The 20,705-nt window shown below is 59.4% G+C and carries 18 protein-coding genes; 10 read left to right on the top strand and 8 right to left on the bottom strand.

Going from position 1 to position 20,705, the window contains the following annotated elements; genetic code table 11:
* Together HMPREF3148_RS07250 and HMPREF3148_RS07245 are read left to right on the top strand one after the other, a co-directional pair.
* Window positions 1-624: an ATP-dependent Clp protease proteolytic subunit gene (locus tag HMPREF3148_RS07250; RefSeq protein WP_049151627.1), complete on the top strand. Its 624-nt coding sequence runs from the start codon at window positions 1-3 to the stop codon at window positions 622-624.
* Window positions 625-1,002: 378 nt separating this feature from the next.
* Window positions 1,003-2,502 (top strand): peptide MFS transporter, encoded by a 1,500-nt coding sequence (locus HMPREF3148_RS07245; protein ID WP_005531781.1) that lies wholly within the window; start codon window positions 1,003-1,005, stop codon window positions 2,500-2,502.
* On the opposite strand, the gene fabG is transcribed toward HMPREF3148_RS07245, so the two are convergent.
* On the bottom strand, window positions 2,499-3,263 hold the full coding sequence (gene fabG, locus HMPREF3148_RS07240; RefSeq protein WP_049146670.1) for a 3-oxoacyl-ACP reductase FabG: 765 nt from the start codon (window positions 3,261-3,263) through the stop codon (window positions 2,499-2,501). The two genes, HMPREF3148_RS07245 and fabG, sit on opposite strands and share 4 nt — an antisense overlap.
* A gap of 59 nt (window positions 3,264-3,322) precedes the next feature.
* Window positions 3,323-4,681, bottom strand: a complete 1,359-nt coding sequence (locus HMPREF3148_RS07235; RefSeq protein WP_005531779.1) for an MFS transporter — start codon at window positions 4,679-4,681, stop codon at window positions 3,323-3,325.
* Between the two features lie 319 nt (window positions 4,682-5,000).
* On the opposite strand from HMPREF3148_RS07235, the gene clpX reads away from it, so the two are divergent.
* A complete protein-coding gene (clpX, locus tag HMPREF3148_RS07230) occupies window positions 5,001-6,296 on the top strand; it encodes an ATP-dependent Clp protease ATP-binding subunit ClpX (RefSeq protein WP_049151628.1) in 1,296 nt (431 codons plus the stop codon).
* Window positions 6,297-6,371: 75 nt separating this feature from the next.
* Here clpX and HMPREF3148_RS07225 read toward each other — a convergent pair whose 3' ends face one another.
* Window positions 6,372-7,142 carry a TetR/AcrR family transcriptional regulator gene (locus HMPREF3148_RS07225; protein ID WP_049151629.1) on the bottom strand — a complete coding sequence of 257 codons (771 nt, stop codon included), beginning with the start codon at window positions 7,140-7,142 and terminating at the stop codon, window positions 6,372-6,374.
* A 274-nt stretch (window positions 7,143-7,416) separates the two neighbouring features.
* Between HMPREF3148_RS07225 and HMPREF3148_RS07220 the strand changes: the two genes are divergently transcribed.
* The gene (locus tag HMPREF3148_RS07220; RefSeq protein WP_034657569.1) at window positions 7,417-8,382 is read left to right on the top strand and encodes a malate dehydrogenase; all 966 of its coding nucleotides are present in this window, start codon (window positions 7,417-7,419) and stop codon (window positions 8,380-8,382) included.
* A gap of 5 nt (window positions 8,383-8,387) precedes the next feature.
* On the opposite strand, the gene panC is transcribed toward HMPREF3148_RS07220, so the two are convergent.
* Both panC and panB read right to left on the bottom strand, forming a co-directional pair.
* A complete protein-coding gene (gene panC / locus HMPREF3148_RS07215) occupies window positions 8,388-9,218 on the bottom strand; it encodes a pantoate--beta-alanine ligase (RefSeq protein ID WP_049151630.1) in 831 nt (276 codons plus the stop codon).
* A 6-nt stretch (window positions 9,219-9,224) separates the two neighbouring features.
* On the bottom strand, window positions 9,225-10,064 hold the full coding sequence (gene panB / locus HMPREF3148_RS07210; RefSeq protein WP_034657568.1) for a 3-methyl-2-oxobutanoate hydroxymethyltransferase: 840 nt from the start codon (window positions 10,062-10,064) through the stop codon (window positions 9,225-9,227).
* 49 nt (window positions 10,065-10,113) lie between these two features.
* Between panB and HMPREF3148_RS07205 the strand changes: the two genes are divergently transcribed.
* From HMPREF3148_RS07205 to HMPREF3148_RS07195, 3 genes are read left to right on the top strand one after another with little or no spacing between them, the layout of a single operon-like run.
* A complete protein-coding gene (locus tag HMPREF3148_RS07205; RefSeq protein WP_080970011.1) occupies window positions 10,114-12,939 on the top strand; it encodes a valine--tRNA ligase in 2,826 nt (941 codons plus the stop codon).
* Window positions 12,939-14,474, top strand: coding sequence for a bifunctional tetrahydrofolate synthase/dihydrofolate synthase (locus tag HMPREF3148_RS07200; RefSeq protein WP_049064230.1), 1,536 nt, complete (start codon window positions 12,939-12,941; stop codon window positions 14,472-14,474). Before HMPREF3148_RS07205 ends, HMPREF3148_RS07200 begins: the two co-directional genes overlap by 1 nt.
* Entirely contained in the window at window positions 14,471-14,950 is a 480-nt protein-coding gene (locus HMPREF3148_RS07195) for a DUF4233 domain-containing protein (protein ID WP_049064231.1), read from the top strand. Before HMPREF3148_RS07200 ends, HMPREF3148_RS07195 begins: the two co-directional genes overlap by 4 nt.
* Window positions 14,951-15,041: 91 nt before the next feature.
* Here the strand turns inward: HMPREF3148_RS07195 and HMPREF3148_RS07190 are convergent, their stop codons facing one another.
* Window positions 15,042-17,009 (bottom strand): HtaA domain-containing protein, encoded by a 1,968-nt coding sequence (locus HMPREF3148_RS07190; protein ID WP_070508929.1) that lies wholly within the window; start codon window positions 17,007-17,009, stop codon window positions 15,042-15,044.
* Between the two features lie 220 nt (window positions 17,010-17,229).
* Complete coding sequence (locus tag HMPREF3148_RS07185; RefSeq protein WP_049151633.1) at window positions 17,230-17,556, bottom strand: ArsR/SmtB family transcription factor; 327 nt, start codon at window positions 17,554-17,556, stop codon at window positions 17,230-17,232.
* 101 nt (window positions 17,557-17,657) lie between these two features.
* Here HMPREF3148_RS07185 and arsB point away from each other — a divergent pair, with 101 nt between their 5' ends.
* Genes arsB through ndk form a run of 3 tightly spaced genes read left to right on the top strand, consistent with a single transcriptional unit; the run spans window position 17,658 to window position 19,512 of the window.
* On the top strand, window positions 17,658-18,719 hold the full coding sequence (gene arsB, locus HMPREF3148_RS07180; RefSeq protein WP_049146675.1) for an ACR3 family arsenite efflux transporter: 1,062 nt from the start codon (window positions 17,658-17,660) through the stop codon (window positions 18,717-18,719).
* A 22-nt stretch (window positions 18,720-18,741) separates the two neighbouring features.
* Window positions 18,742-19,053: a hypothetical protein gene (locus tag HMPREF3148_RS07175; protein ID WP_049151634.1), complete on the top strand. Its 312-nt coding sequence runs from the start codon at window positions 18,742-18,744 to the stop codon at window positions 19,051-19,053.
* Between the two features lie 48 nt (window positions 19,054-19,101).
* Complete coding sequence (ndk, locus tag HMPREF3148_RS07170; protein WP_034657564.1) at window positions 19,102-19,512, top strand: nucleoside-diphosphate kinase; 411 nt, start codon at window positions 19,102-19,104, stop codon at window positions 19,510-19,512.
* A gap of 205 nt (window positions 19,513-19,717) precedes the next feature.
* On the opposite strand, the gene HMPREF3148_RS07165 is transcribed toward ndk, so the two are convergent.
* Window positions 19,718-20,548, bottom strand: coding sequence for a hypothetical protein (locus tag HMPREF3148_RS07165; RefSeq protein WP_083287728.1), 831 nt, complete (start codon window positions 20,546-20,548; stop codon window positions 19,718-19,720).
* Window positions 20,549-20,705 lie beyond the last annotated feature (157 nt).

Raw genomic sequence — 20,705 nt, 5'->3', positions numbered from 1 at the left:
ATGTCTAACCTTCAAATACCTAATTCCCGCTACGTTTTGCCGGAATTCATCGAGCAGAACGCACAAGGCTCTAAGACCACCAACCCGTACTCCAAGCTTTTCGAAGAGCGCATCATCTTCCTTGGCACCCAGGTTGATGACACCTCGGCGAATGACATCATGGCGCAGCTGCTGGTCCTCGAGTCTCAGGACCCAGATCGCGACATCACCATGTACATCAACTCCCCGGGTGGCTCCTTTACCGCGCTGATGGCTATCTACGACACCATGCGCTACGTACGTCCTGATGTGCAGACCGTGTGCCTGGGCCAGGCTGCTTCCGCAGCTGCCGTCCTGCTGGCTGCCGGTGCACCGGGCAAGCGTGCGGCACTGCCGAACTCCCGCGTGTTGATTCACCAGCCACGCACCCAGGGCACCCAGGGCCAGGTTTCTGACCTAGAGATCGAGGCTAACGAGATCGAGCGCATGCGCCGCCTCATGGAGAACACCTTGGCTGAGCACACCGGCCGTACTGCGGAGCAGGTTCGCATCGATACCGATCGTGACAAGATCCTGACTGCCCACGAGGCAGTAGAGTACGGCCTCATCGATACCGTCTTTGATTACCGTAAGCTCAACGCTTAAAACGTAGTAATTGAGCCAAAGCCCTTGCACCGTATATGTGGTGCAAGGGCTTTAATCTTTTCAGTTCTATAGGTCTTGGAGTATCACCCAAGTCCGTCCTACGGGTGGATGTGTGACGGTTACCAAGGTGGTTTATGGGTTTGTGGGTTTAACACCTATGTGAGTAACCACAAGCGAGCTTTGTTACGTCGTCAAGAGTGAACGGCGGAAGTAGAAGTTGATGCTCCGGTTCGCGGTCTTTTCGGTTGCAAATATGCGTGTGAAAGTTTTCGCAGTGCGGGGCCGTGACGTGGAATTTTCTGCAGCTGCGTGCCTTAAAAATTATTTCGGGCAACCAACCGATTTGTTGCTACCGAGAATTAGTGCTCAACTATTTATATGTCAGATCACAATACGCAGTTGTCTGGTGCGACAGAACACAAAGCGGAGTCTGAAGAAAGACTGTTCTTCGGGCATCCGTGGGGCCTAGCCAACCTATTTGGCATCGAGATGTGGGAGCGTTTCAGCTTCTACGGCATGCAGTCGATCGTCTTGCTCTATATGTACTACTCCGTCACCGATGGCGGACTGGGCATGGACAAGACCGCTGCAACGTCCGTGGTTGGTGCCTACGGCGGTCTGGTCTATATGGCCTGCCTTCTGGCCTCTTTGGTTGCAGACCGAATTTTGGGCCCGGAGCGCACCCTGTTCTACTCCGCGAACCTGGTGATGCTCGGTCATATCGCCCTAGCGTTTATTCCGGACGTTACGGGTCTGGCGATTGGTTTGGTTCTCATAGCCATCGGTTCCGGCGGTGTGAAGACCACCGCCCAAGTGGTGCTTGGCTCGCTATATAGCCGTGATGACACCCGCCGTGACGGTGGTTTCTCCATTTTCTACATGGGGGTCAACATCGGCGCTCTATTCGGCCCGTTGATCACAACGATCATGTGGGGCTGGAAGGGATTCCACTGGGGCTTTGGCCTCGCGGCAATCGGCATGTTCGCGGGCCTGATTCAGTACACCCTGATGCGCAAGTCCACCATCAAGGATGCAGGCCACGAGGTCCCGAACCCTGCTAGCAGCAAACAGGTGCTGCTCGGTCTAGCTGCGGTCCTTGGCATCGCGGCAATTGCGGTAGTTTCCATCGCAACCGGCGTTATCAAGGTCGATTGGCTATCCAACATCGTCACTGCCGTTGCTCTGTTGGCGGCAATCGTATTGTGGTGCCAGATGTACTTCTCCGAGCTGGTTGATGCGGAAGAAAAGAAGCGTCTGCTGGGATTTATCCCTCTGTTTGTCTCTGGTGTTTTGTTCTTCGGTATCTTCCAGCAGCAGTTCACCGTCATGACCATCTATGCGGACGTGCGCTTGGACCGTAACGTCTTCGGCATCGAGATTCCGCCGTCACTCGTGCAGTCCTTCAACCCGATCTTCATCGTGATCTTCTCTGCGGTTTTCGCAACGATGTGGACCAGGCTCGGTAACCGTCAGTGGTCCACGCCGGTGAAGTTCGGTGCCGCCAACATCATCATCGGTATTTCTTTGTTCTTCTTCCTGCCGTACTCCGGTACCGGTGCAAATTCCACGCCGATGTTTGCCATCATTGGCATCCTCTTCCTGTTCACCATGGGCGAGCTTTTGCTGTCCCCGGTTGGTAACGCGCTTGCTACCAAGGTCGCGCCACGTGCCTTCCCCTCCCGCATGATGGCGGTGTGGATGATGGCCGTTGCCATGGGTACCTCCTTGGCTGGCTCCCTGGCTGGTTTCTACAACCCGGAGGATGCCACCGCAGAGAACACCTTCTTTATCTCACTTGGCGTGGCCTCCATCGTGCTGGGCGTCATCATTCTGGCTCTGAGCCGCTGGGTGGTCAAGAAGTTCGCTACCTTCCGCTAACGGGGAGGAAGGATAGCTTCGGGGGATTCGGGGAGGATTTGGCCGCCGTCGACAATGAGCGTCTGGCCGGTGATGTAGCTTGCTTCACGAGACGCAAGGAAGACGGCGGCATTTCCTATGTCGCGAGGGGTACCGAGGCAGTGCATCGGCACCGAGCGAGTCATCTGGTCTAGGTATTGCTGACCTTGGCCCTCCAGGCCTTCGGTCAAGATATTGCCCGGCAGTACGCCGTTGATGGTGATATTGTCACGTGCGACTTCGAGGGCTGCCGAGCGCATGAAGCCCTGCTGGGCGGCTTTCGACGCCCCATAGTGGGCCCAACCTGGGAAGCCAGTGTGGGAACCAGTGATGGAAGTCGTGATGACGATGCGGCCGTAGTTCTGCTTGCGCATAAAAGGCAGTGCTTCCTGGACCACCTTGAACGTGCCGTGGGTGTTGATGGCGAACATCGCCTCCCACTTTTCATCCGTCATCTCGTCCAAGGGGCAGTTGGGGAATACGCCCGCATTGGAACAGACGATGTCGATGCGGCTGTGTTTGTCCACCACAGTGCGGTAGAGCTCACGTATGGATTCACGGTCGGTGACATCTACCTTGAGGGTCTCCGCGCCGAGCTCGGCGGCAGTAGCTTGGGCGTGTTCTAGATCGATGTCAGCAATGACGACGTGTGCGCCTGCTTCGCGCAGCGCGGATACAATTCCGCGCCCGATGCCGGCGGCGCCACCGGTAACGATGGCAACTTGGTTCGTCAGGTCGAACATGATGGGGTCTCCTTCGGCTGGGAAGATGAAAAGCGGTTTCCACCTTCCCAGCGTAGAGGCTAAACCCGGCTGGTGAGAGGGGCGTCGGAAAGCGCGGCGTCAGCAGGCGTAGAAGCTGGAGCTTCATCGGCGATCTTGGCGGAGTAGGCGCGCACACCGAAGAGGGAAAGTGCGGCGAGAAGCGCCGTTGCACCAGCGAGTGTGTACAGGCCCGTCGGAGTCCAGCCGGAGCTGAGGAGGTAGCCGGTGAGGATCGGGGCGAGCGTTGCCCCCACGCGTGCGATGCCGATCGCGGCGCCGGTACCCGTGGTGCGCAGTGCAGACGGGTAGGACTCTGGAGCAACCGTGTACAGGCCGGTGATGCAGGCATTCAAGGTGAGGCCCACGCCGACGCCCAGGGAGAACATCAGGGTCGGGATGGACGTGGAGAAAATGAACCCTACGAGCACGCCGGAGGCTACCAAGCACGACACGATGAGCAGTGGGCGGGCATCGATCTTCGTGGTGAGGAATCCGAAGATGAGCGCACCGATGGTGCCGCCGAAGGACAACATGATGCCACCGATGACGCCCTGCTGCGCGGTGAGGCCTTCCTCCGTGAGCAGCTTCGGGGTCCACTGGGAAGTGAAGTTGTAGGCGAACATCACGAAAGAGAAAGCCAGCCACAGCTTGATGGTTGTGCGCACGAAGGAGGGGGAGAGGATGTCCTTGAAGGGAGCGCGCGGTTCTTCGTCCTTGGTGGCGCGGACGGTGACCTCGCCCTTGAGACCCAACTTGGCGGCGATGAAGCGAACCTTGTCCATACGGCCGCGGGCGGCCAGGAAGTCAGCGGACTCGGGAACGAAGAGGACGGTCAGTGCGATGGCGACGACGGTAAGGCCGGCACCTACCCAGAAGATGGCCTGCCAACCGTAGGACGGCGCCACGGCCGATGCGATGACGCCGCACAAGGAAGCGCCCAGGCCGTAGCCGGAGGCATAGATTGCCACCGCCAGGCCACGGAAGCGGAGATTCGAGTATTCGCTGACCAAGACGGTGACGCAGACGAGCACGCCGCCGACGCCGATGCCGGTGAGAACGCGGAAGATGAAGAGCAGAGCGAAAGTCGGGGCGAAGACCGTGGCAACTAGGCCCACCAAGTCGATGAAGAGCGAGATGGTGATAAGGCGTGTACGGCCCACACGGTCGGCAGTCGGGGCAAGGAAGAGGGAACCCAGGCCGATGCCGATGAGGGCGGCGGAGAGCAGCCAGCCGAGCTGGACGTCACTCAAGGTGAAGGCTTCGGTCACCTGGCCGGCGCCGAATGCCATCGCGACCATGTCATAGCCGTCGAGAGCGTTGAGGTACAAGGCAATGAAAATGATAGACCATTGCCGCAATCCCATAGGGGAGCTGTCGACGAGCTTACGAATATCCATGCGTGCTGCAACCTTTGCGTTTGTTTTAAAGATATGACTTAGGGCCTTTTGGGGAGGTCCTGATTGCTTGCGGACAAAGTGCTGGACAGCTTGGTCTATGTCTACGGAGCAGCTTTTTAAATTCAGGACCGGCCTTGGAGGGGTCTTAACCAAAGGTTGAGGCTGCGCCACGCGGAGGAATGAATGAGGGTCGTGTCGTGTTGATTTACTAAGGTGGAGATATCTGTGGGACGCGCCTTCTGGGTGTGCAGGATACGAGTACTCTCCGCATCGGAATCCGCCCACCTCAAGTTGAAGAAAAGCGAGTGGAAAGACCTTAATGGCACGTATGCAAGAAAGCGCTGACCTGCTCAAGTGTTCCTTCTGTGGCAAGAGCCAGAAGCAGGTGAAAAAGCTCATCGCCGGCGGCGGTGTCTACATCTGTGATGAGTGCATTGAGCTGTGCAACGAGATTATCGAAGAAGAGCTCGGCGCCGCTGCGGCTGCTGAGACCGCGGACAAGGAAGTAAAACTTCCCCGTCCGTCGGAGATTTCTTCCTTCCTCGACAAGTACGTCATAGGCCAGGATCAGGCTAAGCGTGTGCTTGCAGTGGCTGTGTACAACCACTACAAGCGCATCAAGGTAGAAGAGACCGCGGGCCTTGAAGGGCGCCGCAAGAAGGTCGAAGATGAGGACGTAGAGATTGCTAAGTCCAACATTTTGCTGCTTGGTCCCACCGGTTCCGGTAAGACCTACCTGGCGCAGACTCTGGCGCGCATGCTCGACGTCCCGTTTGCCATTGCGGACGCAACCAGCCTTACCGAGGCGGGCTACGTGGGCGAGGACGTGGAAAACATCCTCCTCAAGCTGCTCCAGGCGGCGGACTTTGATGTGGAGCGCGCACAGCGCGGCATCATCTACGTCGACGAGGTGGACAAGATTTCCCGCAAGTCTGAGAATCCCTCGATCACGCGTGACGTCTCCGGCGAGGGTGTGCAGCAGGCGCTGCTGAAGATCCTCGAGGGCACCGTCGCTGCGATTCCGCCGCAGGGTGGGCGCAAGCACCCCAATCAGGAGTTCATCCAGCTGGATACCTCCAACATTCTCTTCATCGTCGCCGGTGCGTTCGCAGGCCTGGATAAGGTCATCGCGGAGCGCGTGGGCAAGAAGGGCGTGGGCTTTGGCGCCAAGCTGGAGACTGCGGACGAGCGCGAGAAGCTCGACCTCTTCTCCGAGGTCCGCCCTGAGGACCTCGTGAAGTTTGGCCTCATTCCTGAGTTCATCGGCCGTCTGCCCATTGTGGCTACCGTGGATAACCTTGACCGCGAGTCCTTGGTCAAGGTCTTGGTCGAGCCGAAGAATTCACTGGTTAAGCAGTACCAGCGCCTGTTCGAGATGGACGGCGCGGAGCTCGTCTTCGAGGACGGGGCATTAGGTGCTATCGCGGAGCTCGCGCTCGAGCGTAAGACCGGTGCGCGTGGTCTGCGCGCGATCATGGAAGAGCTGCTGGTACCCATCATGTACGAATTGCCTGACCGCGAAGACATCACTGCGGTCCACATCACCGAAGCCTGCGTGAAGGGTGAAGATGAGCCAAGCTTTGTCTACACCGACGCTGAAAAGGAATCCGCCTAAGGGCAGATGGCTTTAAGGGGCCGCAGATCACTTAAGATCTGCGGCCCTTTAGGCATAAAGCTAAAGAGCAAAGGTTTAGGTGTAGATGTCAGACCTGCTCTGGTCTTCGTCGCTGGAGTAGATATCTTGTGGGATTGAGTCGTTGTCTTCCACCGAGGCTCCCGTGGACAGATAAGAGCTGTACCCCGAGTCCGGGATGTTTGCGGTGAGGAAAGCCAAGACTGCGTCGACCGCCATGCGGTGCATACCCTCGGTGTTTTCTGGGCTGTGCATGTCGATATCCAGCAGGTTCTGCATCATTGAACGGTTGGTTACGCGGTACATCGTTAGCGACGCAATGAGCGTGAAGATGTCATTGGCGGAAATACCCGGGCGGAACGCACCGGAATCCTGACCCAGCATGAGTAGCTTGTCGAGGTGCAGGGAGACTTCAGAGACGTCGATGAGCGCCTGGCCCGTCTCCAAAGCGCCTGTGGAGGTTTCCATGGTCATCATGCGGATTGCTTCAGGGTGCTCAACGTGCTGCTTGAACAGCCAGTCAACTAGCGTGCGGACGCCTTCTACTGGGACGGCTGAATCAATGTCGAGAGAACCCGCCGGCGGGTTGAGGCGCCGCGCGGCCGTGCTCAGAGCCTGCTGGTAGAGCCCCTTCTTGTCGCCGAAGTGGTAGTGGATCATGCGCTTGGACATGCCAGCGAGGCGGGAGATATTGTCCAACTTTGCGTCAGCAAAACCCAACTCAGAAAACTGCTCGATGGCTACGTCGATGACTCGCTCGACGGAGCCTGAGAGTTCGGCGGTGCCGACGGAATCGGTCGAAGCCGAATCAGTGGCGTCCATGGTCATAATTTTTACGTCCTTGATGTCCTATGTCAGTACGAATCTTTCCCAGATTCTTCTCTTTTCCTCCTCCTATAGTGCCGAAAAACAAACATTTCCGAGATTCAAGTAAGAATAAAGTCGCGAACTGCGGGACATTCGGGGGTAGTTTGGTGGAAATTGTGATTAAGGATGACTCCGAAAGAGGGGAGTTGTCCACGACACGTTCGGGCAAAAGAGGGCTAGTGTGGGGATTGAAGAACGCCATTTCTGGCACCGCTTTTCCTTAGGAGGACTGAACATGACCCAGGCCGCTAATCAACCAGTGAAGATCACCGTCACCGGTGCAGCCGGCAACATTGCGTACTCACTTTTGTGGCGTATTGCTGCTGGCGACGTCTACGGCAAGGACACCCCAGTAGAGCTCGCGCTGTTGGAGATCCCGCAGGCCGTCGGCGCTGCAGAGGGCGTTGCCATGGAGCTGGCCGACTCCGCCTTCCCGCTTCTGCGCGGCATCACCGTCACCGATGATCCGGACGTAGCTTTCAAGGACACCAAGGCTGCCTTCTTGGTTGGTGCACGCCCGCGTTCCAAGGGGATGGAGCGCGCCGACTTGCTTGAGGCAAACGGTGCCATTTTCACGGTCCAGGGCAAGGCTATCAACGACAACGCTGCACGCGACGTCCGCGTGCTCGTCGTGGGCAACCCAGCAAACACCAACGCCTTCATCGCAGCAAACAGCGCGCCGGACCTTGACCCGAGCCAGTTCAACGCGTTGATGCGTCTGGACCACAACCGCACCCTGAGCCAGCTCTCGCTCAAGACGAGCCGCCCCACCGCTGAGTTCACCAAGGTTGCCGTATGGGGCAACCACTCCGCCACCCAGTTCCCAGATCTCACCTACGTCAACGAGGAAGTGGATCAGGACTGGTACACCGGCGAGATGATCCCCAAGGTGGCTAACCGTGGAGCAGAGATCATCGAGGTGCGCGGTCACTCTTCCGCTGCCTCTGCTGCCTCCGCAGCGGTGGACCACATGCATGACTGGATCCACGGCACCGAAGACTGGCGCACCGCAGCCGTAGTCTCTGACGGCTCTTATGGCGTGGACGAGGGCCTCATCTTCGGCTTCCCCACCGTGGCCAAGAACGGAACCTGGGAGATCGTCCAGGGGCTGGAACTCAGCGATTTCCAAAAGGAGCGCATCCAGGCCAACGTGGAGGAGCTGCGCTCCGAGCGTGAGGCAGTCCAGCACCTTCTCAAGTAAGAGGGCTAGAGCTCGAGATTATCGATAAGCCGCACCGGGCCCACGTGTGCGGCAACCAGCGCTAGAGCCGGGCGGGCACTAACGTCCACCGGCTTAAGCGTTTGTGGATCCACCACCGTGAGGTAATCCACTCGCACGCCATCGCTTGCATCTAGGGCTTTGGATGCTTCCTCCACGGAGTTGAACTTGCCGTCCCGCAGACCAAAGAGGGTGCGCGAGAGTGCAAGGGCCTGCGTACGCTCGGCATCGTTTAGGCGCTGGTTGCGGCTCGACTCAGCCAAGCCATCCGCTGCGCGCACGATGGGCGCAGCCACCAGCTTAACGGGGAAGTCCAAGTCTGCGACCATCCGGCGCAGCACCGCTACCTGCTGGGCATCCTTTTGCCCAAAGTATGCGCGGGTGGGGCGCACCAGATTAAACAGCTTTGAGACCACGGTAGCCACGCCGTCGAAGTGCCCTGGCCGAGAGGAGCCTTCCAGCACCTCACCCATGGCCCCGGTGCGTACCCACGCTAGCGGGGTGCCACTCGGGTACATCTCCTCCACGCTCGGGGCGAAGACAGCATCGGCGCCTAGTGATTCCGCGAAGGCCGCGTCTGCCTCCACGTTGCGTGGATAGTTCCGGAAGTCGTCGCACTCGCCCAAATCGCTAAACTGCAGCGGATTGACAAAGACTGAGACCACGACGACGTCGTTAGCTTCCCGCGCCGCCTTAATCAGCGAGCCATGGCCTGCATGCAGCGCGCCCATCGTGGGCACGAGACCCACGCTGCGGCGTTGACCATCCTGCTGCGCACGAAACTCAACGAGTTCTTTTTTAGTAGTGAATACCTGCACGGTTACTTAACCTTCTTTCACAGAGTCGCTAAAGGACTCTGCCTCGTTTGGAAACTTACGCTCAGCCACGTCGGCGGCATAGGCGCGGGCGGCGTCGGAAAGCACGGTGCGCAAGTCCGCGTACTGGCGCACAAAGCGCGGCGTCTTGCCCGCGCCCATGCCAAAAGCATCGGTCCAGACCAGAATCTGCCCATCGCAGGCATTGCCCGCGCCGATGCCGATGGTGGGGATGGAGACCTCCTTGGTCACCTGCGCCGCGAGCTCAGCCGGAACCATCTCCAGGACCACGGCGAAGGCGCCTGCGGTGGCAACAGCCTGGGCGTCGGCAAGCAAAGGCCCCGCCGCCTCGCCACGGCCCTGCACTACGAAACCACCCAGCGCATGCACCGACTGCGGGGTGAACCCGATGTGCGCGCACACCGGAATGCCCGCGGCAACCAAAGCGGAAATCGTCGGCGCAATCTCCTTGCCACCCTCAATCTTGACCGCCTGCGCGCCCGTCTCCTTCAGCATGCGCACCGCCGAGCGCAAAGCCTGCGCCGGGGATTCCTCATAGGAACCAAAAGGCAGATCCACCACCACGAAGCTGCGGGAGGTGGCCTCAACCACCGCGCGCGTGAGCGGAATCATCTCCTCCATGGTCAGCGAGAGCGTGGTCTCGCGGCCCAAAACCACGTTGGCCAAGGAATCGCCCACCAAAAGCAAGTCGATTCCCGCCTCATCGAATACCGCGGCGGTCATGCAGTCATAGCTGGTCAAACAAGAAAAGGGTGCGCCCTTAGCCTTCGCCTTGGCAAAGAAACGAGTACGCAGGCGCGCCGGGGAAGTTCCAGAATGTGAAGACATGACAGACAATGTATTCAGCCGTCGGCGCCCGCGGTGCCGTTTTCGCCCAATGGGGGTGAAAAAGCCAGTTGACCGACAGGGTAGACTTGTCCGGGTGACTGAGCAGAACAACGCTGTAGATAAAGAGCAACTAGTAGGCACTAACCGTGCTGACGCGCTTCCGAAGTCCTGGGAGCCGCAGGCGGTAGAAAAGGACCTTTACGAGTCCTGGGTGGAAGCAGGCTACTTCACCCCGGATGCCACCAGCGAGGCAGAGCCTTATTCCATCGTGCTGCCGCCACCCAACGTGACCGGCCAGCTGCACATGGGCCACGCCCTAGACCACACCCTCATCGACTCCATCATTCGCCGCAAGCGCATGCAAGGTTATGCCACCCTGTGGCTGCCGGGCGCCGACCACGCGGGTATCGCTACCCAGACCAAGGTCGAGGCCAAGCTGAAGGAGACCGAGGGCAAAAAGCGCTGGGACTACGAGCGTGAGGAATTCATCTCCAAGGTCTGGGAATGGAAGGAAGAATACGGCGGCACCATCCAGAAGCAGATGCGTGCCATTGGTGACTCCGTGGACTGGTCCCGGGAGCGCTTCACCCTGGACGAGGGGCTGTCCCGCGCGGTCCAGACCATCTTTAAGCAGCTTTTCGACGCCGGCATGATCTACCAGGCCCACCGCCTGGTCAACTGGTCCCCGGTGCTGGAAACCGCGGTCTCTGACATTGAGGTCGTGTACAAGGACGTCGAGGGCGAGCTCGTATCCATCCGCTACGGCTCGCTAAACGACGACGAGCCGCACCTCATCGTGGCCACCACCCGTGTGGAGACCATGCTTGGCGACGTCGCGATTGCCGTCCACCCCGACGACGAGCGCTACAAGGACCTGGTGGGGCAGGAGTTTGCCCACCCCTTCCGCGAGGATCTCAAGCTCAAGGTCATCGCTGATGATTACGTGGACATGGAGTTCGGTACCGGTGCCGTGAAGATCACCCCGGCCCACGACCCGAACGACTACCAGATGGGCCTGCGCCACAACCTGGACATGCCGACCATCATGGACTCCACCGGCCACATCGCGAACACGAACACCAAGTTCGATGGCCTGACCCGCGAGGAAGCGCGAGTCGCCATCCGTGAAGCTCTCGCCGAGCAGGGTCGCATCGTCAAGGAAATCCGCCCCTACGTCCACTCCGTGGGCCACTCGGAGCGCTCCGGCGAGCCGGTCGAGCCGCGCCTTTCCCTGCAGTGGTTCGTGGCGGTAGAAAAGCTGGCCAAGTACTCCGGCGAAGCCGTGCGCGAGGGCGATACCAAGATTCACCCGACCTCCCTCGAGCCGCGTTACTTCGAGTGGGTCGATGACATGCACGACTGGTGCATCTCCCGCCAGCTGTGGTGGGGTCACCGCATCCCGATCTGGTACGGCCCGGAGACCACCGACGCCGAGGGCAACACCAACCGCGATATCGTCTGCGTCGGCCCTGACGAGGAGCCGCCAGCAGGCTACGAGCAGGACCCGGACGTGCTGGACACCTGGTTCTCCTCTGCGCTGTGGCCATTTTCCACCCTGGGCTGGCCGGAAAAGACTCCGGACCTGGAGAAGTTCTACCCAACCAACGTGCTGGTTACCGCCTACGACATCCTGTTCTTCTGGGTCGCCCGCATGATGATGTTCGGCACCTTCGCTGGCGTCCAGACCCCAGAGCTGCTCAACGCTGGTGATGGCTCCGCGCGCGATGGCCGCCCACAGATTCCTTTCCACGACATCTACCTGCACGGCTTGGTTCGCGATGAGCAGGGCCGCAAGATGTCGAAGTCCCTGGGCAACGGCATCGACCCGATGGACTGGGTACGCGACTATGGTGCAGATGCCCTGCGCTTTACCCTGGCCCGTGGCGCCAACCCGGGTGTCGACCTGCCGCTGGGCTCCGACGCCGCTGCGGCTTCGCGTAACTTTGCCACGAAGCTGTTCAACGCCACCAAGTTCGCGCTCATGAACGGCGCTGGCGTGGCGGAGCTGCCGGCCCGCGAGGAGCTGACCGACGCTGACCGCTGGATCCTGGACCGCGCCGAAGAGGTGCGCGTCAAGTTTGACGCCTACCTGGACGATTACCAGTTCTCCAAGGCTAATGAGCTGCTCTATCACTACATCTGGGATGAGCTGTGTGACTGGTACCTGGAGATTGCCAAGTCCCAGATTCCGCGCGACGTCGATTCGGCAGATACGTCAGACGCGGAGCGGCTGACCGGCCACAACACCCAGATCGTCTTGGGCCGCGTCCTCGACGTCGTCCTGCGCCTGCTGCACCCGACCATGCCTTTCGTCACCGAGGTCCTGTGGAAGGCACTTACCGGCGGCGAGTCAATCGTGATTGCCCCGTGGCCAACCGCGGCTGATACCAACGGTGGCGTGGCCACCGACGAGGTTGCCGCACGCCGCATCGCGGACGCCGACAAGCTCATCACCGAGCTGCGCCGCTTCCGCTCTGATCAGGGCGTGAAGCCTTCCCAGAAGGTTCCAGGTCGCCTGGACTTCGCCTCGGTGGACCTTGTAAGCCAGGAAAATTTGGTGCGCAACCTTGCTAACACCACGGTTCCGGGCGAGGACTTCACCGCGTCCGCCTCCATCGAGGTTCGCCTGTCCCAGGGCACCGTCGAGGTCGCACTGGATACCTCCGGCGCAGTCGACGTCGAGGCCGAGCGCAAGCGCCTGGAAAAGGATCTGGCCAAGGCAAATAAGGAGCTCGAGCAGACCGGCAAGAAGCTGGCTAATGAGTCCTTCCTAACCAAGGCTCCGGACGAGGTCGTGGAGAAGATCCGCACCCGCCAGCAGGTGGCACAGGAAGAAGTCGACCGTATCACCGCACGCTTGGAGGCACTTAAGTAGTGGGCAAGCGAGAAGATCGCGAGGAATACGAACTCGTCGACGCCCTGCAGGAGGGCACTGAGGGCGGACCCGTGGAGATCACGGAGTCCGGCCTGCAGCTCAACCTCGGCATGGGCGCGGCAGACGAGTACGAGGAAGCCGCTCCCATCGAGGTCAGCCCGGAGGAACTGGAAGCGCTAGCGCTTGTCGACGCCGAGCTCAACGCCCGCGCGCCCGAAACCCAGATCGCTCCGAGTCTGGAACGCATCCAGGCGTTGATGGATTTGCTGGGTAACCCGGAGAAGTCCTTCCAGGTCATCCACGTCGCGGGCACGAATGGCAAGTCTTCGACTTCCCGCATGATCGACTCCTTGCTGCGTGCCTTCCACCGTCGCGTCGGATTGGTGACGAGCCCGCACCTACAGCTGGTCACCGAGCGCATAGGCATCGATGGCCGCTCGATTCACCCGCGTGACTTCGTGCGTATCTGGAATGAGATCAAGCCTTATGTGGAGATGGTGGACGCGCAGTCCGACATCCCGATGTCCAAGTTTGAGGTGCTCGTGGCGATTTCCTACGCGGCTTTCGCTGATGCGCCTGTCGACGTCGCCGTGGTCGAGGTCGGCCTCGGCGGCACCTGGGATGCCACCAACGTGGTCAACGCCGAGGTCTCCGTCATCATGCCGGTGGGCTTGGACCACACCGACTACCTAGGCGATACCCTCGCCGAGATCGCGGGGGAGAAGGCCGGCATCATCAAGGCACGCGACGTCGATGCGGACGATGTGTTGGCCCCGCGTGAGAACATCGCCATCATCGCCGAGCAGGAGCAGGAAGCCATGACGGTGATCCTGAACCGCGCGGTGGAGGTCGGCGCGGGTGTGGCGCGCTCCGGCAGCGAGTTCGCCGTGCTGGAGTCCCGCATCGCGGTCGGCGGCCAGCAGCTGAACATTCAGGGCTTGGGCGGCCTCTACGAGGACGTCTTCCTGCCGCTGCACGGCGAGCACCAAGCCAAGAATGCGGGCGTGGCGCTGGCTGCGGTCGAGGCCTTTTTCGGGGCATCGTCTGGCAAACCGCTCGATATTGCCACCGTGCGCACTGGTTTTGCCAAGGCTATTTCGCCCGGCCGCCTAGAGCGCGTGCGCACCAGCCCCACGACCTTCATCGATGCATGCCACAACCCGCACGGCGCCAAGGCGTTGGGTGCGGCACTGGATCGCGACTTCGACTTCGCACGTCTCATCGGCGTGCTCGGCATCTTCGAGGACAAGGACGCCGAAGGCATCCTCACCGCGTTGGAGCCTTACCTGACGGAGGTTGTCATCACGCAGAATTCTTCACCTCGTGCACGTGATGCCTATGAGCTTGCGGAACTTGCTCGCGATATCTTCGGCGAGGAGCGCGTCTACGTGGAGCCTGATCTGCCCGGTGCCTACGCGCAAGCAGTGGAGCTTGCGGAGGATGCGGAAGTTCAGTCCGGCTCAGGTATCGTCATCACGGGTTCAGTCGTCACCGCTGGCGACGCCCGCGCGATGTTTGGAAAGGATCCCGCATGAGTGACTCTCGCCGCGACAGTGTGCCCAACAGGGTGCCCAACAGTGTCCCCGCTGAGGAAATCAGCCCCCTTGGCCTAGGTGAGGCCCCGGTCAAGGACCCGCTGAAGCAGTTCGGCGGAATGGTTGTGGCCAGCTCCCTGACCATGGAGCTGCTCACGCTGGTGCTCGCGTTGCCGCTGCTCTACAAGCTCTATGACGGCACCTTGTGGACGCCTTTCAATTACTCGGTGGTCATCGGCATGGCCGTGATTCTCTTGGTGAGCTTCGCGTTTATGAACAAGCCGTGGATTGTCAACGCCATGATTGCGCTGCACGTGCTGGCAATCGTCTTAGGCTTTATGATCCACTGGTCCATCGCCGCCATCATGATTATCTTCGGCCTGTTGTGGCTGATGGCCTCCTATATGCGCGGCATCATCGTCGAGCGCATGAAGCGTGGCTACCTCACTACGCAGCACCTCAATAAGTCGAGTTAAGTGTTGCGAGTTTAAGCACAGACGACGTCCTACGTGTCCTTCAGGGATTCACGCAGGACGTCTTTTGCTTGCATAACCAGGCTTTATCTGGTTAAAGCCCCAGCGTTCGCTGGACCTGGAGAAGGAATGAGTGCAGCGGCTTGATAGCACCGACTGCAACGGCGATTGCCGCAAAGAGGCCTAGCAGTACTGCGAGAGGAGTCCCTGCTGAAGAGGAAGGCGAAGGCTTCTTGTCTTTATGATCCGGGTTCTTTGACTTTTCCTTGGGGCCTTCAGTTGGAGGCGTTGGCTGCGGGGAGCTTTCAGTCGGAGGTACCGGCTGCGGGGCCTGTTCTTTGGCCGCAGTATCCACGCGGCGCAGCACATAATACTCCTCATAATCTCCGCGCGATTCATCGAGGGTGGGGACAAAAATGGCTCCGTCCTTGCGGGCGATGAATGAGCCATTGGCCACGTTGGTTGTTTCGCGGCCGTTTGGAAGGGTGAAGGAAGCAGTGGTCTCAAACGTTCCCGGCTTGAGCCAGTTGAGATCCCCTGTTGCGCCATTTTGTTGAATCGGCGTGCCTTCGGCGTCGAAAGCTAGCGATGCCCAGCCCGGGAGCACTGAGCGCGTGGGCTTGGTTACGGCTACTACATCGCGCTGGGTAGCGTCGTAGCGCAGGATCTGTGCCACGGCAGAAGCCGGGAACGGATTCTTGTCAAAGCGGTAGATGGTGGAGCCATCGCTAACCAATGATTTCATGTACAAAGTGTTGTCGCCGTGGCGTGAGCCCTTCATAAACTTTGCTCGGTCACCGACCTCAGTAGCGGAGGGCTTGATTGAATAGAGCAGCCCCTTCGCGGATTTGTCCTCGTTGTCGAGCATGATGTCAACGGCGCCGTTGTACAAGAAAGTTCCATCTTCCATGGGCACGAGTTCCGCGTTGTCTTTGGCGTTAATAATATCGCCCCATGCGCCGCTGCCGCCGGAAGCTGGGGTATCGCCAAAGAGCTGCGCGGCGTCGGGAAGCTCTGCTTCGTGGAACGAACCTTGGGTACCGGTGACCAAAGCTGCGCTGGTAAAGGAATTGTCCTTGCCGGTAGCTACAGCGGCTACGGTGTCAGTCGCTGGGTGGTATCCCACGGCGTAGATGGGTTGGGAAGCAGTGAAGACGGTGCGTGGTTCGGACAATGAATCGGCGCTGACGTCGACTGCCTTTAAGTCGTTGCCCTCGCCGTAGTAAAGCACCGAATGCTGGGAATCGAAGGTCACGATGTTGCGGTTGGTCGTGGCTGCGCGGCGGGAAGCGAGCTCTTTAAGCTCCGAGTTGAGGAGCGCAAAACCGTGTCCGTTGGGCATGGAGACGATGATGTTCTGGCCGGCTTCAAAAAGCTGGTGAACGCCATCGTCGTACTTTGCCTTCGAGTCCCATTGCGCGGTAGACAGCGTTGGCCCAGACGTATTGAGCGGAGCGGCCTCACCGGCATAGCTCAAGGAGACTGGGTCGAGGCCTTCGCCGTCAGTGTAGAACTTGCTGAACATGGTGTTTCCCTCGGGGGTTAGCGTCGATGCAATATTCGACCAATCGACGCGGCCGTTGGCTTCTCGCAGCGTTGCCGATTGAGGTTGGAGCTTCGCAATTTTTACCGGCTTTTCAGGGGCGTAGGTAGTGCCGGAGAGGTATTGGCGTGAGCTGACCGTCGCTTCGAGATACGACTCTTCCGGAGCGAGCACGACCTTGGGATCCTCGAAGTGGAGATCGAGGTCGCAGTGGCCTTCGAGCGGGTTCGATGCGTTTTTGCAGTACTTTCGGTAGACCACCGTGCCGTTGAATTGCGCTTCGGTTCGCTTCGCTGCCTTATCGACAGTGAGGTCGGTGAGTTCGAATTCGAAAGCGTTGCCTTTGCGCGTGGCGCCATCTTTGACCAAGGTGGCACCGCCGGTGTAGTTGTTGAAGCTGGCGCGGATTCCCCAGGTCAGGTGGCCGTCCGTGGCGGGGATAGCCAGAGCAGGTGGCGCAAGCGGAATAAGAGAAGCTGTCACTAATGCGGCGAGAAATGTGCCACGGCGAGAAGTCATTGATCCTCCTTGGGAGAGAACGAAGATGAAAACTTAAAGTGTCAGTGGGAAGAGCCGAAAATGGATCTCACTGGCGTGAATAAATTAAGCACACCTAACGTAGGTAAAGCTAACCTTAGTGTGCGGTGGGGGTGGCGCAAAGGGGTACCTTTACGGAAAATGCATAAGTTCCATTTGGTGGAGGGGCTGTGGGTGCCGCTGTTTGTGCCGGTTGGAGCGACTAACCTAGGTCGAGCACTGCCCGCAGCTCTGCAAAGGCTGCGGGCACAACTGTATGGGTGACGGTGCGGCCGGTGCGTTCTTTCGTGAGCAGTCCGGCCTCGGTGAGTTTCTTTAGGTGATGGGATACGGTGGGCTGGCTGAGCCTGCTAGATTTGGTGAGGTCATTGACACTGACTGGTCCGCAGCCTTCCGTCGCCAGCTGGGAAAGCAGGCTTAGGCGGGCGGGGTCGCCCAATATTTTGAATAGCTGGGCGTACTTCTGCGCTTCTTCGGCAGTTAGCGGATTCGCGCCCAGTGCGCAGCATTCTTGGTTGGGGGAGGGCATGCACCCATTATATATTGACGGCTGTCGATAGAACGGCTTATGTTCATATCGATAGGAATCGATATGAAAGGTAAGCTGTGACCACTCAAGCCGCGGAGAAAATGTCCGTGAAACTGTCAATTCTTGACCGCTTCCTGCCGTTGTGGATCTTGCTCGCGATGGGGTTCGGTCTTCTGTTAGGCAATGCCGCGCCGGGGCTTTCCGACGCCCTCGATAGCGTCAAGGTAGGCAGCATCTCCATTCCCATCGCGCTTGGCCTCCTCGTCATGATGTACCCGCCGCTGGCCAAGGTTCGCTATGACAAGGCTGCTGAAATCGCGGCCGACAAGCGCTTGATGACGGTCTCGCTCATTCTCAACTGGCTGGTGGGCCCGCTGGTGATGTTCACCCTGGCGTGGCTGTTCCTGCCTAACGACGCCGAGCTGCGCACCGGCCTCGTCATCGTCGGCCTTGCCCGCTGTATCGCCATGGTCTTGGTGTGGACTGATCTGTCCTGTGCCGACCGCGAAGCCACCGCAGTGCTGGTGGCCATCAACTCCGTGTTCCAGGTTTTCATGTTTGGTGTCATGGGCTGGTTTTATCTCCACATTCTTCCTTCCTGGCTGGGCCTTGAAACCACCTCCGCCGAGTTCAGCTTTTGGGCAATTGTGACCTCAGTTCTGTTATTTCTCGGTATCCCCCTGCTGGCAGGCGTGCTAAGCCGCATCCTGGGGGAGAAGTTCAAGGGGCGTCAGTGGTACAACGACGTCTTCATCCCACGCATCTCGCCGCTGGCTCTCATCGGCTTGCTCTACACCATCGTCCTGCTCTTTGCCCTGCAAGGAAAGCAGATCTCCTCTGAACCATGGTCCGTGGTGAAGGTGGCAATTCCACTCTTCCTCTACTTCGTGGTGATGTTTAGCGTGGCGCTGGTGACGGCCAAGCTAAGCGGCATGAACTACGCGCAGGCGGCTGCCGTGTCCTTCACTGCCGCCGGCAACAACTTCGAGCTGGCCATCGCCGTCTGCATTGGCACTTTTGGCGCGGCTTCCGGCCAAGCCCTCGCTGGTACGGTGGGTCCCTTGGTAGAGGTCCCCGTCCTCGTGGCCTTGGTCTACGTGATGCTGTGGATTGGTCCCAAGTTCTTTGCTGGCGACGCCACGCTCCCGCAGCGCCGCGGCTAGTCTCGCCGTAAACTGAGCAACCATGCGCTATCTCTACTTCGCATTGGCGGCCTTGGGCTGCATCGCTGCCCTCATCTTGCGTGCCATGACCGGCCAGCCGTGGGCGCCCCTCGTGGCCCTCGTTGCTGCAGCCGTGTTCCTCGTTCTGGGGCTTATGCAATCGGCTAAGCCAGCCGCTGCGGTCTCTGTGGAAGACCTTGACGAATCCCAGTGTGAGGAGCTTCGCCGCCTGCTTGACAACGGTCAGTTTGGCACGGCGGTCAAGCAAGTTCAGCTGTGGTTTAAAGGGGTGGGATACGAGCACGCCGAGGAAATCGTGCGACAGCTCACTTAAACCCCCTAGCGCAAGACGATGCGCCATTGCTTTAGTACTATGTCACCCATGACTGAACGTACACTCATTCTCATCAAGCCGGACGGCGTTAAGAACGGCCACATCGGCGAGATCATTGCCCGCATCGAGCGCAAGGGCCTCAAGCTGGTTGCTATGGATCTGCGCGTTGCAGACGAGGCTACCGCTAAGAAGCACTACGCAGAGCACGAGGACAAGCCATTCTTCGGCGAGCTCGTTGACTTCATCACCTCCGCACCGCTCGTTGCCGGCGTTGTCGAGGGCGAGCGCGCCATCGAGGCGTGGCGTCAGCTGGCCGGCGGCACCGACCCAGTTTCCAAGGCCACCCCGGGGACCATCCGCGGTGACTTCGCTCTGACCGTTGGCGAGAACGTCGTCCACGGTTCCGACTCCCCAGAGTCCGCAGAGCGCGAGATCTCCATCTGGTTCCCGAACCTGTAAAGCATCTAGCTTTTTAGCCCGCACTCGCTTGGCGAGTGCGGGCTTTCCTCGTGCTTGGCGTCCCCTCTCTTTCGCTTTCTCTTTCGCTGATGCCGTATTTGCACCGCGTTGGCGCAATTTGCCAAATATGCCGCCAAAACCACCCCATTTCAGCGCACTATTTGGCAAAATGCGCGGCCCAAGCCTTAGCGGCCCCAGCCCCCAACTAACGCGTCCGCGCCTCATGCATGCTCCGCACACCCAACTCGGTCAGCGTGACATCCCACGTGCGAGTGTTATCGGAATGGCGCACACCGCGCAGCTTCACCACACCGACCTTTTCCAGCTCTCGTAGGCGCTCTTCCAACTCTGGCGTGGCACCCAACAGTTTGCTAAGGCGTGCCGCGGTCACCATGTTTCCCTCCACCGCACCTGCGGCCACAAGACACGAAATGATGTCTGCATGCTTTGTCACTGCATCGAGCGTGGTGACAGTGATTCCCTCAAGCGAAGTGGACTCCAAAGTCTTGCGGATCCTCCTGCGCCCCACGCGGTAGGGGCCATTCAGACTTGCCCACGCGCCTAGGGAGAAGGCCGGGACCAAGTAGATTGCCTTCACGACGCTCAAAAGGATAGGGGAGACGGTCACATCTGGGAGGAGTCCAAGGTCGTCCATGCCCCACAGGACGGGAGGCAGTGCAATGGGAAGAAACGGCCCGATGTACGCAAGCGAAGAGTAGTCGCCCGACTTGAATTCTTCGGGCGCGGCCTGAATGAGCTTCGGCTTTTTGCGAACAACGTTTATGCCCGCGGCAACCGTCAAGACGATGCAAATACCTACCAACACATACTGGCCGGGGTAATGCGGAAGATCGGAACTTGAGAGCGCAAAGGCCAGCGACAGGGGAACGCTCGTGATGAACAAATCTTTGATTGATGGTTCATTAAGCGCTCGTGCCTGCGCCACTGTGTGCGGTGTGTCCACAGGTTTGGCGACTTCCGCAGTGGCGTCTGCGCCTTCCTCAGGCCCCCCAGTGCGCTCATCGATTTCCGCCATGGTCAACAGGATAGATCACAAGAGCGTTCGGCAAAGCACAGACGAGAGCAAAGTTGTGCCAGAATGGACGGAAGAAAACTAAATAAAGCACCATACATTCCGGCTCCCTCGTGCGGCGGCGGTAACGAGTAGACGTTTGAAACAACAGTTACAGAAA

This window comes from Corynebacterium sp. HMSC05D08, assembly GCF_001807215.1.
Lineage (GTDB): Bacteria > Actinomycetota > Actinomycetes > Mycobacteriales > Mycobacteriaceae > Corynebacterium > Corynebacterium striatum.
The sequence above is the reverse complement of the archived record's forward strand: the minus strand, read 5'-3'. Positions and strand labels throughout refer to the sequence as shown.

What these genes read in the sequence shown, in the direction of transcription:
- HMPREF3148_RS07245 (WP_005531781.1), top strand. Translation starts at nt 1,003, where the DNA reads ATGTCAGATCACAATACGCAGTTGTCTGGTGCGACAGAACACAAAGCG.
- HMPREF3148_RS07250 (WP_049151627.1), top strand. Translation starts at nt 1, where the DNA reads ATGTCTAACCTTCAAATACCTAATTCCCGCTACGTTTTGCCGGAATTC.
- arsB (WP_049146675.1), top strand. Translation starts at nt 17,658, where the DNA reads ATGTCCGTGAAACTGTCAATTCTTGACCGCTTCCTGCCGTTGTGGATC.
- HMPREF3148_RS07185 (WP_049151633.1), bottom strand. Translation starts at nt 17,556, where the DNA reads ATGCCCTCCCCCAACCAAGAATGCTGCGCACTGGGCGCGAATCCGCTA.
- panB (WP_034657568.1), bottom strand. Translation starts at nt 10,064, where the DNA reads ATGTCTTCACATTCTGGAACTTCCCCGGCGCGCCTGCGTACTCGTTTC.
- clpX (WP_049151628.1), top strand. Translation starts at nt 5,001, where the DNA reads ATGGCACGTATGCAAGAAAGCGCTGACCTGCTCAAGTGTTCCTTCTGT.
- HMPREF3148_RS07235 (WP_005531779.1), bottom strand. Translation starts at nt 4,681, where the DNA reads ATGGATATTCGTAAGCTCGTCGACAGCTCCCCTATGGGATTGCGGCAA.
- HMPREF3148_RS07220 (WP_034657569.1), top strand. Translation starts at nt 7,417, where the DNA reads ATGACCCAGGCCGCTAATCAACCAGTGAAGATCACCGTCACCGGTGCA.
- HMPREF3148_RS07195 (WP_049064231.1), top strand. Translation starts at nt 14,471, where the DNA reads ATGAGTGACTCTCGCCGCGACAGTGTGCCCAACAGGGTGCCCAACAGT.
- fabG (WP_049146670.1), bottom strand. Translation starts at nt 3,263, where the DNA reads ATGTTCGACCTGACGAACCAAGTTGCCATCGTTACCGGTGGCGCCGCC.
- ndk (WP_034657564.1), top strand. Translation starts at nt 19,102, where the DNA reads ATGACTGAACGTACACTCATTCTCATCAAGCCGGACGGCGTTAAGAAC.
- HMPREF3148_RS07225 (WP_049151629.1), bottom strand. Translation starts at nt 7,142, where the DNA reads ATGACCATGGACGCCACTGATTCGGCTTCGACCGATTCCGTCGGCACC.
- HMPREF3148_RS07190 (WP_070508929.1), bottom strand. Translation starts at nt 17,009, where the DNA reads ATGACTTCTCGCCGTGGCACATTTCTCGCCGCATTAGTGACAGCTTCT.
- HMPREF3148_RS07175 (WP_049151634.1), top strand. Translation starts at nt 18,742, where the DNA reads ATGCGCTATCTCTACTTCGCATTGGCGGCCTTGGGCTGCATCGCTGCC.
- HMPREF3148_RS07165 (WP_083287728.1), bottom strand. Translation starts at nt 20,548, where the DNA reads ATGGCGGAAATCGATGAGCGCACTGGGGGGCCTGAGGAAGGCGCAGAC.
- HMPREF3148_RS07205 (WP_080970011.1), top strand. Translation starts at nt 10,114, where the DNA reads ATGGGGGTGAAAAAGCCAGTTGACCGACAGGGTAGACTTGTCCGGGTG.